This is a genomic window from Oceaniradius stylonematis, assembly GCF_003149475.2.
Classification (GTDB): domain Bacteria; phylum Pseudomonadota; class Alphaproteobacteria; order Rhizobiales; family Rhizobiaceae; genus Roseitalea; species Roseitalea stylonematis.
The window spans coordinates 411434-424398 of the sequence record NZ_QFWV02000002.1 but is presented as its reverse complement, the minus strand read 5'-3'; the positions used below and the strand labels follow the sequence as shown (position 1 = coordinate 424398).

Annotated in this window: 14 protein-coding genes and 1 pseudogene; 6 read left to right on the top strand and 9 right to left on the bottom strand. The window is 64.9% G+C overall.

Translation table 11 applies throughout. The annotated features are described in order from the left end of the window. Nucleotides 1–48: 48 nt before the first annotated feature. Nucleotides 49–1125: pseudogene (locus tag DEM25_RS03485) on the bottom strand (tyrosine-type recombinase/integrase); the annotation flags it as partial. Between the two features lie 102 nt (nucleotides 1126–1227). On the opposite strand from DEM25_RS03485, the gene dusA reads away from it, so the two are divergent. Together dusA and DEM25_RS03475 are read left to right on the top strand one after the other, a co-directional pair. Beyond that, nucleotides 1228–2253, top strand: coding sequence for a tRNA dihydrouridine(20/20a) synthase DusA (dusA, locus tag DEM25_RS03480; RefSeq protein ID WP_109768157.1), 1026 nt, complete (start codon nucleotides 1228–1230; stop codon nucleotides 2251–2253). Nucleotides 2254–2341: 88 nt separating this feature from the next. After that, complete coding sequence (locus tag DEM25_RS03475; RefSeq protein WP_109768156.1) at nucleotides 2342–3166, top strand: sulfite exporter TauE/SafE family protein; 825 nt, start codon at nucleotides 2342–2344, stop codon at nucleotides 3164–3166. Nucleotides 3167–3170: 4 nt separating this feature from the next. On the opposite strand, the gene DEM25_RS03470 is transcribed toward DEM25_RS03475, so the two are convergent. The 3 genes from DEM25_RS03470 to DEM25_RS03460 are packed head-to-tail and all read right to left on the bottom strand — an operon-like array spanning nucleotide 3171 to nucleotide 4914. Next, on the bottom strand, nucleotides 3171–3863 hold the full coding sequence (locus DEM25_RS03470; protein WP_109768155.1) for a TIGR02281 family clan AA aspartic protease: 693 nt from the start codon (nucleotides 3861–3863) through the stop codon (nucleotides 3171–3173). Nucleotides 3864–3869: 6 nt separating this feature from the next. Then, nucleotides 3870–4109, bottom strand: coding sequence for a DUF1289 domain-containing protein (locus tag DEM25_RS03465; protein WP_109768187.1), 240 nt, complete (start codon nucleotides 4107–4109; stop codon nucleotides 3870–3872). Between the two features lie 37 nt (nucleotides 4110–4146). Next, nucleotides 4147–4914 carry an adenosylcobinamide-GDP ribazoletransferase gene (locus tag DEM25_RS03460; protein WP_109768154.1) on the bottom strand — a complete coding sequence of 256 codons (768 nt, stop codon included), beginning with the start codon at nucleotides 4912–4914 and terminating at the stop codon, nucleotides 4147–4149. A gap of 126 nt (nucleotides 4915–5040) precedes the next feature. Here DEM25_RS03460 and cobT point away from each other — a divergent pair, with 126 nt between their 5' ends. Beyond that, entirely contained in the window at nucleotides 5041–6057 is a 1017-nt protein-coding gene (gene cobT / locus DEM25_RS03455; RefSeq protein ID WP_245412738.1) for a nicotinate-nucleotide--dimethylbenzimidazole phosphoribosyltransferase, read from the top strand. A gap of 8 nt (nucleotides 6058–6065) precedes the next feature. Here cobT and DEM25_RS03450 read toward each other — a convergent pair whose 3' ends face one another. Beyond that, nucleotides 6066–7607 carry a sensor histidine kinase gene (locus DEM25_RS03450; RefSeq protein ID WP_109768152.1) on the bottom strand — a complete coding sequence of 514 codons (1542 nt, stop codon included), beginning with the start codon at nucleotides 7605–7607 and terminating at the stop codon, nucleotides 6066–6068. Nucleotides 7608–7727: 120 nt separating this feature from the next. Here DEM25_RS03450 and DEM25_RS03445 point away from each other — a divergent pair, with 120 nt between their 5' ends. The 3 genes from DEM25_RS03445 (at nucleotide 7728) to DEM25_RS03435 (ending at nucleotide 9480) form a co-directional block, all read left to right on the top strand. Next, a complete protein-coding gene (locus DEM25_RS03445) occupies nucleotides 7728–8333 on the top strand; it encodes a thermonuclease family protein (protein ID WP_109768151.1) in 606 nt (201 codons plus the stop codon). Beyond that, the gene (locus tag DEM25_RS03440) at nucleotides 8326–8946 is read left to right on the top strand and encodes a uracil-DNA glycosylase family protein (protein ID WP_109768150.1); all 621 of its coding nucleotides are present in this window, start codon (nucleotides 8326–8328) and stop codon (nucleotides 8944–8946) included. Before DEM25_RS03445 ends, DEM25_RS03440 begins: the two co-directional genes overlap by 8 nt. Before the next feature lie 69 nt (nucleotides 8947–9015). Next, a complete protein-coding gene (locus DEM25_RS03435) occupies nucleotides 9016–9480 on the top strand; it encodes an Lrp/AsnC family transcriptional regulator (protein WP_109768149.1) in 465 nt (154 codons plus the stop codon). Between the two features lie 7 nt (nucleotides 9481–9487). On the opposite strand, the gene DEM25_RS03430 is transcribed toward DEM25_RS03435, so the two are convergent. The 4 genes from DEM25_RS03430 to DEM25_RS03415 form a co-directional block, all read right to left on the bottom strand. Further along, nucleotides 9488–10390 (bottom strand): NAD(P)-dependent oxidoreductase, encoded by a 903-nt coding sequence (locus DEM25_RS03430; RefSeq protein ID WP_281004524.1) that lies wholly within the window; start codon nucleotides 10388–10390, stop codon nucleotides 9488–9490. Nucleotides 10391–10504: 114 nt separating this feature from the next. Next, complete coding sequence (locus DEM25_RS03425; RefSeq protein WP_428981900.1) at nucleotides 10505–11341, bottom strand: ABC transporter permease; 837 nt, start codon at nucleotides 11339–11341, stop codon at nucleotides 10505–10507. Then, on the bottom strand, nucleotides 11338–12048 hold the full coding sequence (locus DEM25_RS03420; RefSeq protein ID WP_109768147.1) for an ABC transporter permease: 711 nt from the start codon (nucleotides 12046–12048) through the stop codon (nucleotides 11338–11340). The genes DEM25_RS03425 and DEM25_RS03420 overlap by 4 nt, the downstream gene beginning before the upstream one ends. Nucleotides 12049–12143: 95 nt before the next feature. After that, nucleotides 12144–12935, bottom strand: a complete 792-nt coding sequence (locus DEM25_RS03415; RefSeq protein WP_109768185.1) for an ABC transporter substrate-binding protein — start codon at nucleotides 12933–12935, stop codon at nucleotides 12144–12146. Between the last annotated feature and the right edge of the window lie 30 nt (nucleotides 12936–12965).

Genomic DNA, 12965 nt, shown 5'->3' with positions numbered 1-12965 from the left:
CCCGTGTTGCACGAGTTTCAGTGCAGGGTCCTTCCTGGTCACTTCCGCAAGCCACTTCCACCCATCGTACTTGTCGCCGGTCTGCCGCAGGTGCGTATAGCGCTTGAGCGATGTCCACGACCGGTGCCCGGAGTTGGAGGCGACCTTGGGTATGTTGAAGCCAAGCTCGAACAGCCTCGAAACCCCGTCGTGCCGCAGGTCATGAAAGCGTAGGTCGTCGATTCCGAGAAGCTTGCAGGCGCGTGTAAACGACGCGCCGATCGCGTCCGTGGTGTAGGGGAAGATCTGATCGGCGACTTTGGGCATCGCCTCGACGATCGAAATTGCTTCCTCCTGCAGGTCGCACCACACATCGTTGCCGATTTTCTGGCCGGGATTCTTCATGTCGCGCACCAATACGCGCTTGCCTTCATTGTCCAGGTCTTTCCAAGTGATCCGGATCATTTCTTCCTGACGGCGGGTCGAGAATATGGCGAAGGCGATGATTCGGTGCATCGGAATCGAGGACGGTCTGGAAGCCGATCGATCCTTGAAATGCTGCATGAGCCTGTCGAGTTCGCCGAGGGTTGGCCGACGATCGCGTTCACGGCTCTTCGTGGTCAGACCCAACCGATCCGCGACGATCCAGGCGTCCTGCATGGCTTGCCGGTCAAGAGGGTAGCCCCACGCAGGGCGCGCGATGGCGAATACGGCGCCGAGGTGCGAGAGATAATTCGAGACGGTCTGTGGCTGAACTCCGCTCTCGAGTTTCTCGCGCGCGAACGCGACAATATCAGCGCTCGTGATCGAGGCACATGTTTTGTCGGCGATATCGAAATCCTTGATGCTCCTGAGCACCTGCGCCTTTGTCCGACCGATCTTCTTGTTGCTTTCGCGGATGTAGAGATCTATCGCATCGGAGAGCGTCGGGTCTTGGTTCCCACTCGACCTGGATTTGAGCGCGGCCTCAAGCGCGCCAGGTTCACCGAGCCGATCTTCGCGTTGGCTGAGCCAGGCGTTGGCCGTCGACCGGAGCTCGAAGGTTTTGTTCTCGCGCAGGACGATCTTGCCGCCGCGCTTTATGACAATCTGCGCGAGCCATGCTACAGACCCGTCCTTGCGCGAACGCTTTACGATGGCGCCCATATCGGTGGAAAATTGCCTTCTGCGGTCCCACTTCCGATGTGCTTTCCGGGCAAAAAGGGTGCGCAGCGAGCCGAAACGAGGCAACGGCAAAAGATGAGAGAAATGGACCTGGTGGTGGGAAAAGAAGGAAAGTCGCAGATCAGCGTATCTCGACGTTTCGCCATCGCGCCGATGATGGATTGGACGGACCGCCACTGCCGGCTTTTTCACCGGCAATTGACCCGCCATGCGCTGCTCTACACGGAGATGGTCGTCGCCGATGCGGTGATCCATGGCGCGCGCGAACGGCTCTTGCGGTTCGATCCGGCCGAGCATCCGCTCGCGGTGCAGCTCGGCGGCAGCGATCCGGAAAAGCTCGCGGAAGCGGCGCGTATCTGCGCCGGTCACGGCTTTGACGAGATCAATCTCAATGTCGGCTGCCCGTCCGACCGGGTGCAATCGGGCACGTTCGGCGCCTGCCTGATGCGCTCGCCCGATCTGGTCGCGCGCTGTGTCGCGGCGATGAAGCGTGCTGCGGGGCCTGTCCCGGTCACCGTCAAATGCCGGATCGGCGTCGACGAACAGGAGCCGCGCGACGCGCTCTGGGCCCTGGCAGGGCAGGTGGTCGAGGCCGGCGCGGACGCGCTATGGGTGCATGCGCGCAAGGCCTGGCTCGACGGGCTCAGCCCGAAGGAGAACCGCGACGTGCCGCCGCTCGACTACCCGCTCGTGCATGCACTCAAGCGCGATTTTCCCAACCATTTCATCGGGATCAATGGCGGTCTTGCCAATCTGAATCAGGCGATAGAGCAGTTTGCGGCCGTCGATGGCACAATGATCGGCCGGGCGGCCTATCAGACGCCCGGTATTCTTGTGGAGGTTGACCCCCGGGTCTATCGCCTCGATGGACCGGAGCCCGATCTTGACCGGGTCGTTTCGGTGATGGCCGAACACACCGATCGTCATGTCGCCGAAGGCGGCAGGGCCAGCCATGTCACCCGGCACATGGTCGGGCTGTTCCACGGACGGCCGGGCGCGCGGCAATGGCGCCGGCATCTGTCGGAAAAGGCCGTGCTGCCCGGCGCGAACGGCGATGTGCTCCGCCAGGGGCTGTCGCTGATCGAGGATGCCGGCGCGCTGGCTGCCTGAAACGAACCGGAGCCGCCCGAACCGTCCTTGCGCCGACGGCAAAAGCCCGCCATGAGGCGGACGCCTCGATGAAATCTGCCCCCGTGCCATGACCGGATTTGCCGACATTGTCCTGATGATCATCGCGCTCGCCGGCGCGGGCGCGGTGGCCGGGCTGCTCGCCGGCCTGTTCGGCATCGGCGGCGGGGCCATCCTCGTGCCGGTTTTCTTTCAGGTGTTCGGCCTGATGGGCATCGACGATGCGGTTCGCATGCACCTGTCCGTCGGAACCTCGCTGGCCGTGATCGTGCCCACATCGCTGCGGTCTTTCGCCTCGCACCGGGCGCGCGGCGCCGTCGACATGGACCTGCTGCGCAGCTACGTGATCGCCGTGCCGGCGGGTGTGGTGATCGCGGCTCTGGTGTTTGCGTCGATATCGAGCGGCGGGCTGCGGCTGGTCTTCGCCGTTCTGGCGCTGCTGGTGGGGCTGAAGCTTCTGTTCGGGCGCGACAGCTGGCGCTTGGCGGACGATCTGCCGGGCCGGGCGGGACGGTTTTCGGCCGGCATCGGAATCGGCTTTCTGTCGACGCTGATGGGGATTGGCGGCGGCATTCTCAACAACACCTTCATGACGCTGAGCGGACGCCCGATCCATCAGGCGGTCGCGACGTCGGCCGGAGTGGGCGTCCTGATCTCCATTCCGGGCGTTCTTGGCGCCATCTGGGCGGGGTGGGCAGCGCCGGGCCTGCCCGTCATGTCGACCGGCTATGTCAACTGGATCGCCGTGGCGATCATCATCCCAGTGACGCTCGCGGTGGCGCCGCTGGGGGTGCGGGCCGCGCACCGGCTGGACAAGCGCCAGCTCGAACTGGGGTTCGGGCTGTTCATGCTGCTGGTCTCGGCGCGCTTCATGGTCAGCGTTCTGGCCGGCTGAGACCTCAGTCGCGCAGCACCAGACGGTCGCCGGCGACCTCGAAGCCGGACAGCGTATCCAGAAAGTTCATGCCCAGCAGATTTTCGAACAATTGGCCGTCTTCGGCGACGAGCGCCGAAAGGCCGGCGCGCTCGATACCGCCGATCGCGATCCGGTCGATCGTCACCGGCGCGGCCCGTGTGGTGCCGTTGGCGGTCATCACCGGCACCACATAGCGCAGGGCGTCGGTGTCGAAGCCCGCGCTGGCGGCGGCGTCATGGGTCAGCACGATCGATGACGCGCCGGTGTCGACGATGAAACGGAGCGGCTGGCCGTTGACGTCGGCGCGGGTTGCGAAATGGCGCTGATTGCGGCTGATCGTAACGGTGCGGCTGCCATCCTCGGCGGTGGCGGTGCGCGCCGAACCGGGTACGAGACCCGCGCTGATGCGGCTTGTCGCATCCTGCAGTTCGAACCGGTACTCATAGCCGGCGACCAGAGCCAGAATGATGGCGACCCAGATGGCGATCTGGCGGATCAGGTCGCCCGCGCGTTGGCGGCCGGCGAGAATGCTGGCGGCCAGCGTCGTGCCGATCAGGCCGAGAAAGACGAGCGAGGCGAACTGGTCTCCGCTCATGCCGGCGATGGCGGTTGTATCGCCTGCCGCAAACAGGACAATGAGCGCGCCGGCGATGATGGCAAGAACGATGAAGAACATCGGCGTTCAGCTTTCGCCCTGTTCCTTCAGGCGGGCGATGCGCTGGCGCCTCGTCTCGCGGCGCGGCTTCTTCTCGATGGTGGCGATGCGGCCGGGCAGGGTGTCCATGACCCGCCGGCGCTGTTCGGCCGAATAAAGCGTCCATGCGCCGATTTCGTCGCGTGTCCGGCCGCAGCCATGACAAAAGCCGGTCGCCATGTCGATGGAACAGACCAGGATGCAGGGCGATTCAATGGCGTCGGACATCGGCATTTCCGGTTCTTGATGGTCCTGATCTGGGCCTTCAGGCGGCCATTGCAAGGCCGACCAGCATCACCGAGCGCGCAATTTGTTCGGTCGCGCCTATCGTGTCGCCGGTGTGCCCGCCGATCAGGCGGCCGGACAGGCGCGAGAAGCCGGCCGTTGCCGCAGAAACGGCAACCGCGGCGAGCGCCGTGACGACGACGCCGGTTGCGAGGATCGCGGCCAATGCGAGGACGATCCCGGCGCCGACCAGAACCGCGTTCACGGCTGTTGTGGGGGGTTGTCCCGACGCCGCGGCGACCCCATCGGTGCGCGCCGGCGGCGTTTTCGACCAATGCCAGACCATGGCGGCGCGCGAGGCGGTGTGGGCCGCAACGAATGCGAAGGCGGCCTGGATCACGCCGGTTTCCGCGAGCGCGCCCAAAGCTGTGACCTGAAGCAGAACCGAAGCGATCACCGCCAGCACGCCATAGGTGCCGATGGCTGAATCGCGCATGATGTCCATGCGCCGCTCGCCGGTGGCGCCGCCGCCAAATCCATCGGCCGTGTCGGCCAACCCGTCTTCATGCAGGGCACCGGTCAGCGCGATCGTTGCCAAGACCGCGATGCCCGCCATCATCAAGGGCGGCGCGCCGAAGACTGCGCCAATCAGCAGCAGCACGGCACCGGGCACGGCGATCAATGCGCCGGCCAGTGCGAAGCTGCCTGCATCGTCCGAGAGCGCAACCTCGCCGGCGCCAAAGAAGCGCGCCGGCACCGGCAGGCGGGTCAAAAAGCCAAGCGCACGCGCGACCGAAGCCGGCGTCATCGCGCGCGTTCCGACGTTTTGTGACAATGGGGCATGCTTGCCGCTTTACATCGCGGGGCCCGGCAGGCCAAGTGCGCCCCGAACACCGGCCGCCGCCGCGGCGATCCATCGCGCAGGAGAAACGAATTGACCACCGGACTGCCGTTTGACGATTTTCGCGCGCTTTTGAACAGCCTGCCCGGACCCGACGAGCAGGCGGCTTCCGCCGCGCGGGCACGCGAGGCAACGCTGACCAAGCCGGCCGGCTCGCTGGGACGGCTCGAGGAGATCGCCGAATGGCTTGCGGCCTGGACCGGACGTTCGCCGGCGGTGACGCGGCCGCTGGTCGCCGTTTTCGCCGGAAACCACGGCGTCACCGCGCAGGGCGTGTCGCCCTTTCCCGCATCGGTGACCGCGCAGATGGTCGAGAATTTCGCTGCCGGCGGCGCGGCGATCAACCAGATCTGCATTGCCTACGATCTGGGATTGAAGGTGTTCGATCTGGCGCTCGACATGCCGACCGCCGACATCACGCAGGAGGCGGCGATGGACGAGCGCACCTGCGCGGCGACCATGGCGTTCGGCATGGAGGCGATCGCCGGCGGCACCGACCTTTTGTGCATCGGCGAGATGGGGATCGGCAACACGACCGTTGCCGCCGCCATCTTCCATGCGCTCTATGGCGGCGAGGCGACCGACTGGGTGGGGCCGGGGACTGGAGCCGATGAAGCCGGCATCGCTCGCAAAGCCGAGGCCGTGGCGCGCGCGGTGGCCTTGCACAAGGCACATCTGAGCGACCCGCTAGAGGTCCTGCGGCGTCTCGGCGGCCGCGAGATCGCGGCGATGGCCGGCGCGATCCTTGCCGCACGGGTCGAGCGCATTCCGGTCATCATCGACGGGTTCGTGGCAACGAGCGCCGCGGCGGTCCTCCACGCGGCCGACCCGGCCGCGCTCGACCATTGCCTGATGGGCCATGTATCGGCCGAGCCGGGACATCGCGCGGCCGTCGGACGGCTCGGCAAGACGCCGCTGCTCGATCTGGGCATGAGGCTGGGCGAGGGAACGGGCGCGGCGCTTGCCGCCGGCATCGTCAAGGCGGCGGCGCAATGCCATTCGGGCATGGCGACCTTCGAGCAGGCCGGCGTCAGCGGCAAGGAGGCATAGGGTTCCGGTCAGGCAGCGCGCGACCGGCGCAGAAGGCCACGGCGGGCGGGGCGTTCGTTTTCGGCGACCGGCTCGGCAGGCAGCACTTCCATGACGCGCGCGGCGGGGAACATGGCGATGGCTTCGGTGCCTTCGCGCAGCTTGGATTTCAGCGTGAAACCGCCGCCATGCATGGCCAGCAGCGCCTGGACGATGGGCAGGCCGAGCCCCGTGCCTTGTTCGGCGCTCTTGATGGCGATCGAGCCCTGACCGAAAGCGGACAGGACGACCGGAATTTCGTCCTCGGGAATGCCTGGACCATTGTCCTTGACCGTCACATACTGGCCGCCCGATGCGGTCCAGCCGACCTTGAACTCGATCAGCCCGCCATTGGGCGTGAACTTGACCGCGTTCGACAGCATGTTGAGCATGATTTGCCGCACCGCCTTTTCGTCCGCGAGAATGCGGGGCAGGCCGTCCTGGAAAACGGGCTTGATGGCGATCTGCTTCTGGCCGGCCTTCATGCGCACCAGTGCCATACAGTCTTCGGCGACATCGGTCAGCCGCAATGCTTCCTCGCGCAGCTCGTACTTGCCCGCCTCGACCCTGCTGAGATCGAGGATCTCGTTGATCAGATTGAGCAGATGTTTGCCCGAGGCATGGATGTCGCCGACATAGGTCTTGTAGTTCTCATTGTCGATCGGCCCCAGCATCTCGCTATGCATGGCCTCCGAGAACCCCAAAATCGCATTGAGCGGCGTGCGCAGTTCGTGGCTCATCGAGGCCAGAAAACGCGATTTGGCCAGATTGGCTTCCTCGGCGCGGCGCCGGGCCTCGTCGGAGATCGACTTGGCCACCTCCAGTTCGGCGATCAAGGCGACGTTCTCGGCCCGGTAGGCGATCGAGGCTATGGTCGATTTTTGCAGCCTTTCGGCCACGAAGCTGAAGAACAGAAGCGCGCAGAACGGCATGGCGATCGCGAGCATCGTGTTGGGTGAAGTATCAAAATTGAGGGCGGCGAACACCATGACGGGCACGGTGAAGGCCGCAAGGATGGAAAAGCGGATGGCGTAGCAGATGGTGGCCGTGGCGGCGATGGCGATCAACAGGACCGACGCCTTGAAGAACAGCGCCGTATCGGTTCCGCAGTTCGCGCATGCGCTGACCGCAAAATAGGTCCAGGAGAAACCCGTCACGGCGTGGGCCGCCAGAAAGATCAGACGCCAGCGCCTTGGATCGGCATCGCTCTTTTGGCGCAGGAAGCGCTTGGACAGGACGCCCATCGCAACATAAAGAAAGTTGGCAATGATCGCCCAGAGCACAATCTTGTTGTCGAAGCCGGTCGAAAACGCGGCGAACGCCGTCAGGATGATGAGAAGCGGAACCGCAGCGATCGACGAGATCAGCGCGTTGGCATGCAGGCCCAGAAGTTCCAGCGCGAATTCGCGATCCGGGCGCCCGCTCAGGGCCAGCTTGTCGCGCGTCCTGCGCAACGTCCGGCGCAATTCCTGGTTGTGCCCCGACTTGCGGCGGTCGACGATCGTCTTGTCGGGCTGGTCGGTTGCGATCATGGAGGGGCTGGACGTCTCGCGTTGTGCCTGTGGTGCGCCGCTGCGCGACAAACACCCTGCGGAACATACTTTCCCAATTGTTAAAACTCCCTTCATGGCCCGGGGCGGAGGCTTGCACCGATGAGGCGCCGGGGCGGGCGTGCGCGCCGCGGCAAGGACTTTCTGATCGCAGCCCTTTTCATCATCGCGGTGGCGGGGTTGGCGGCGCTGCTGCAGACATGGAACAGCCGCGACCTGAGCGGCGTTGCGCGGATTGTCGATGGCGATACGCTGATCGTTGCGGGCGAGCGGGTGCGCCTGCGTGGCATCGACGCGCCCGAAATGGGCCAATCCTGCACCGATGGCGAGGGCGCCGAACGTCCCTGCGGCCGCCTTGCGGCGCGCCATCTGGCGATGTTGATCGATGGTGGCGAGGTCGGCTGCGCCGGCCACGACGCCGACCGCTTTGGCCGCTTTCTGGGCATCTGCCGAACCGGGGCCGGCCGGTCGTCGCTGAACGCCGCGATGGTGCAAGATGGCTGGGCCGTGGCGTATGGCGATCATGACGGGCTGGAGCGTGCGGCGCGGGCGGAACGGCGCGGCATGTGGGCCTGGCGGTTCGAGCGGCCTGCCGATTGGCGCCGGCAAAGGGCGGCGCTGGACGAGAAAGCCGTGCCACGCGCAGGGCTTGGCGCGGCGCTCCGCCGGCTCCAGTCCTGGACCGGCTGGGGAGGGCATTATGAATAGCACGACGCTGAATGAACTGACGCGCGCGATCACGGCCTGCCGTATTTGTCGCGACACGCCCGAGGGCACGCCCCTGCCGCACGAGCCCCGTCCGGTGTGTGTCGTCTCGCCGACGGCGCGTATCGTCATTTGCGGCCAGGCGCCTGGCACGCGGGTGCATGCATCGGGCCGGCCGTTCACCGATCCGTCCGGCGACCGGCTGCGCGCCTGGCTGGCGGTCGATGAAGCGACCTTCTATGACGCCAGCAGGATCGCCATCGTGCCGATGGGGTTCTGCTTTCCCGGCCTCGACGCCAAGGGCGGCGACCTGCCTCCACGCAAGGAGTGCGCGCGCGCATGGCATGGCGATCTGTTCGCGGCGATGGCGCAGGTGGAACTCGTGATCGCCATCGGCCAGTACGCCCAGGCATTTCACCTCGGCAAGGCACGGCGCAAGACACTGACAGAGACCGTAGCGGCCTGGCGGGACTATGAGAGCGTGCCGGGCCGGCCTTGGCGGGTCATTCCGACGCCGCATCCCTCCTGGCGCAATACGGGCTGGCTGAAGCGCAATCCATGGTTCGAGTCCGACCTTCTGCCGGTCCTGCGCGCAGCGGTCCGGAACCTCATCTGACCGGCTTGCGTGGGTGATTTTTCTATTCTATCTAGCGGTATCGCTCCAGATTAGAAAGATTTCCCAAGAATGGACCGTCTCGACCGGAAGATCCTGCGCCTGCTTCAGGAAGACTCGACCATCGCCGTCGCCGACATCGCCAAGCGCGTGGGTCTTTCGACGACACCCTGCTGGCGCCGCATCCAGAAGCTCGAGGAGGAGGGCGTCATCGAGCGGCGCGTGGCGATCCTCAATCCGGAGAAGGTCAATGCGCGCGTGACCGTCTTCGTCTCGATCCGCACCAATTCGCATTCGACCGAATGGCTCAAGCGCTTCTCGGAGGTGATCAGCCAGTTTCCCGAAGTGGTCGAATTCTACCGGATGAGCGGCGATGTCGATTATCTGCTGCGCGTCGTCGTGCCGGACATTCCAGCCTATGACGCGTTCTACAAGCGGCTGATCGAGAAGATCGAGATCCGCGACGTGTCGTCGGTCTTTGCCATGGAGCAGATCAAGTTCACCACCGAAATGCCGCTCGACTATCTGCCCGTTTGACCAGCGGTCAGCGGTCTCCGGCGATCCTTTCGAGCCGGGCGAGCAGGGACGAGGTGTCCCAGCGCTTGCCGCCCATGTTCTGCACGTCCTTGTAGAACTGGTCGACCAGCGCGGTGACCGGCAGGCCGGCGCCGTTGCGGTCGGCCTCGGACAGAACGATTTCCAGGTCCTTGCGCATCCAGTCGACGGCGAAGCCGTGATCATACTCGCCGGCGTCCATCGTCTTGTGGCGGTTTTCCATCTGCCAGGAGCCGGCCGCGCCCTTGGATATGACGTCGATGACCGCTTCGACATCGAGCCCTGCGCGCTTGGCGAAATGGATGCCTTCCGACAGGCCCTGAACGAGGCCCGCGATACAGATCTGGTTGACCATCTTGGTGAGTTGCCCGCTGCCGGCCGGACCCATCAGTCCGACCATCTTGGCGTAGCTCTCGATAACGGGCTTGGCCCGGTCGAACACGCCGGGATCGCCGCCGCACATGACGGTCAGTGCCCCATTGACCGCGCCCGCTTCGCCGCCTGACACCGGCGCGTCGATGAAGCCGAAACCGGCGGCTTTCGCCGTATCGTCCAGTTCTCGCGCCACGGCGGCCGAAGCGGTGGTGTTGTCGATGAAGATCGCGCCCTTTTTCATGGCCGCAAAGGCGCCATCGGCGCCCGTCGTCACCGCGCGCAAATCATCGTCATTGCCGACACAGGCAAAGACGAAATCGGCATCGGCGGCGGCACCCGCTGGAGTATCGGCCCCAGCGCCGCCATGTTCGGCAACCCACGCATCGGCCTTGGCGGCGGTGCGGTTGTAAACGGTCACTTCATGGCCGCCGCGGTTCTTCAGATGCGCCGCCATGTGATAGCCCATCACGCCGAGCCCGATGAATGCCGCTTTGGCCATGTGTGCGTCTCCCTGAATGGTCCGATGCCGACATAGCGCCGATCCAGCCCGTCGCAAAGGCGGAAAACCCCGATATGGGAATCGGTTGCCCGGACGCGCTGACAATCCGATTCCGGCGCTTCACAGGCCGATTCAGCGCTGTTGGTGGCGTGTCAGACGCTTTTCCAGCCGGTTCCACAGGATGCGGACGGTCTCGACGATCACCAGATAAAAGACCGCTGCCCAGATATAGGTCTGGAAGTCGAACGTGTTGGAAAAGGCGCGTCGCGTGACGGCCATCAGATCGAACACTGTGATCAGCGCGACGACCGCCGATCCCTTGATCATCAGGATGATCTCGTTGCCATAGGGGCGCAGGGCGACGATCATCGCCTGCGGCAGGACAATCTTGCGGAACGTCTGAAGCGGGCGCAGGCCGAGTGCCGCGCCGCCCTCCCACTGTCCGGGCTTCACGCTTTCGATCGCGCCGCGCAGGATTTCGGCCTGATAGGCGGCGGTGTTGAGCGTGAAGGCAAACAGAGCGCAGTTCCATGCATCGCGGAAGAACCACCACAGGCCCACCGCTTCCAGTTCGGCGCGGAACGTGCCGAAGCCGTAGTAGATCAGGAAGAGCTGGGCGAGCAGCGGCGTACCGCGAAAGAAATAGACATAGCCATAGGCGATGCCTCCCAGGACCGGGTTGTCCGACATGCGCATGAAGGCCAGCGGCAGCGACAGTGCCGCGCCGAGCACGATGGAGATCGCGACCAGCGAGAGCGTCGTCCACAGGCCGGCCAGGTAGCGCGGCAGATAGCGGTCGACGAACTCGATGTTCCACGCGCCGATCAGCCACCAGACCATGCCGAGGCCCGCCAATATCCAAACGGCCATCAGACCATGGCCGACAATGCGCGTGCGCGTCCACTGCTTGGCCAGATCCGGCGGGGCGGGCTGCGGCGCCAGCAGCGTCTGGCGGACGATGGCGGTCACGCGCGGACCTCCGAACGCCGGGCGGCGCGCTCGATGCGCGAAAAGACGATCGAGGAGAGGATCGCGAGCACCAGATAGAGCAGGCAGGCGATGCCAAAGAACAGGAACGCCTCTTTGGTCACGCGCGCGGCAATGCCGGCCTGGCGCATGATGTCTGAAAGCCCGATTACCGAGATGTAGGCCGTGTCCTTGAGCAAGATGAGCCACAGATTACCCAAGCCGGGCAGGGCGATGCGGACGAGCTGCGGCGCTATGATCGTGCGCATGGTCTGCCAGCGCGTCAGGCCGAGCGCATCACCGGCCTCGTACTGGCCGTGGGGAATGGCGCGAAAGGCGGACAGGAACACCTCGCTCGCAAACGACGAAAAGACGACGGCCAGCGCGATCATTCCGGCGACGAAGGCGTTGATCTCGAAGCCGCCCTCGAAGCCGAGCGCGAGCGATGCCTGCCGTATGCCGATCTGCATGCCGTAATAGACCATGAAGATGGTCAGCAGTTCGGGGAGGCCGCGAAAGATCGTCGTGTAGATGTCGGCGGCCAGCCGCAGCGTCTCTTCGCGGGACTGCTTTGCAAGGGCAAGAAGAAAGCCGATCGCAAGGCCGACGGGCAGGGTGACCAAGGCCAGTGAAGCAGTGACAAGCACGCCGCGTGCGATCTCGTCGCTCCAGCCGGTGTCGCCGAATGCCAGATAGCCCAGCGCGTCCATCAGCCATCCATCGTCGGAGGAATGCGGATGTGAAAAGGGCGGAGACAGGCCGTCCCCGCCGCTTTTCGCTCAATGCTCAATGTATCACGGCGCGATCAGCCGCCATAAACGTCGAACTCGAAATACTTGTTATTGATCTGCTCGTAGACGCCGTTCGCACGGATCGCCTGGATCGCCGCGTTGAAGGCCTCGCGAAGTTCGTCCTCGCCCTTGCGGATGGCGATGCCGGCGCCTTCGCCGTTGATCACCGGGTCCGGCGTCAGCGTGTCGAGGATCTTGCAGCACTGGCCTTCGTCGGTGGCCAGCCACTCGGACAGCACGACGACATCGTCGATGACCGCATCGATACGGCCCGAGGCGATGTCGAGCTTGTACTCGTCGGGCGTCGGATAGAGCCGCAGATCGGCCGAGGACAACTTCTCTTCGGCATAGTTGGAGTGCGTCGTCGCCGACTGGGCGCCGATGGTGCGGCCGGCAAGGCCCTCGTCGGTCGCGGCCGTGATGTCGGAATCCTTCGGGACGGCGATCGCCGGCGGGGTGTTGTAGTACTTCTCGGTGAAGTCGACAGTCTGCTTGCGCTCTTCGGTGATCGACATGGACGCGATGATCGCGTCGAACTTGCCGGCCACCAAAGCCGGAATGATGCCATCCCAGTCCTGGGTGACGAATTCGCACTCGGCGCCCATTTCCTCGCAGAGCGCCTTTGCGATGTCGATGTCGAAACCGACGAGCGAGCCGTCCGCCTCGAGATTGTTGAAGGGCGGGTAGGCGCCTTCGGTGCCGATCTTGATCTGCATGGCGTCCTGGGCCTGGGCGGCGCCGACCGAAAGGGCAAGGGTCGTGGCCGCGGCCAGAATTGTTGTGCTCAAACGCATGGAATACCTCATGTCACGCGTGGCCCGCGGCTTGCGCGGGCG

Excerpts from the sequence above, each read along its gene's own strand:
- dusA (WP_109768157.1), top strand. The coding sequence starts at position 1,228 with ATGGACCTGGTGGTGGGAAAAGAAGGAAAGTCGCAGATCAGCGTATCT.
- DEM25_RS03475 (WP_109768156.1), top strand. The coding sequence starts at position 2,342 with ATGACCGGATTTGCCGACATTGTCCTGATGATCATCGCGCTCGCCGGC.
- DEM25_RS03470 (WP_109768155.1), bottom strand. The coding sequence starts at position 3,863 with ATGTTCTTCATCGTTCTTGCCATCATCGCCGGCGCGCTCATTGTCCTG.
- DEM25_RS03465 (WP_109768187.1), bottom strand. The coding sequence starts at position 4,109 with ATGTCCGACGCCATTGAATCGCCCTGCATCCTGGTCTGTTCCATCGAC.
- DEM25_RS03460 (WP_109768154.1), bottom strand. The coding sequence starts at position 4,914 with ATGACGCCGGCTTCGGTCGCGCGTGCGCTTGGCTTTTTGACCCGCCTG.
- DEM25_RS03450 (WP_109768152.1), bottom strand. The coding sequence starts at position 7,607 with ATGATCGCAACCGACCAGCCCGACAAGACGATCGTCGACCGCCGCAAG.
- DEM25_RS03445 (WP_109768151.1), top strand. The coding sequence starts at position 7,728 with ATGAGGCGCCGGGGCGGGCGTGCGCGCCGCGGCAAGGACTTTCTGATC.
- DEM25_RS03440 (WP_109768150.1), top strand. The coding sequence starts at position 8,326 with ATGAATAGCACGACGCTGAATGAACTGACGCGCGCGATCACGGCCTGC.
- DEM25_RS03435 (WP_109768149.1), top strand. The coding sequence starts at position 9,016 with ATGGACCGTCTCGACCGGAAGATCCTGCGCCTGCTTCAGGAAGACTCG.
- DEM25_RS03420 (WP_109768147.1), bottom strand. The coding sequence starts at position 12,048 with ATGGACGCGCTGGGCTATCTGGCATTCGGCGACACCGGCTGGAGCGAC.
- DEM25_RS03415 (WP_109768185.1), bottom strand. The coding sequence starts at position 12,935 with ATGAGGTATTCCATGCGTTTGAGCACAACAATTCTGGCCGCGGCCACG.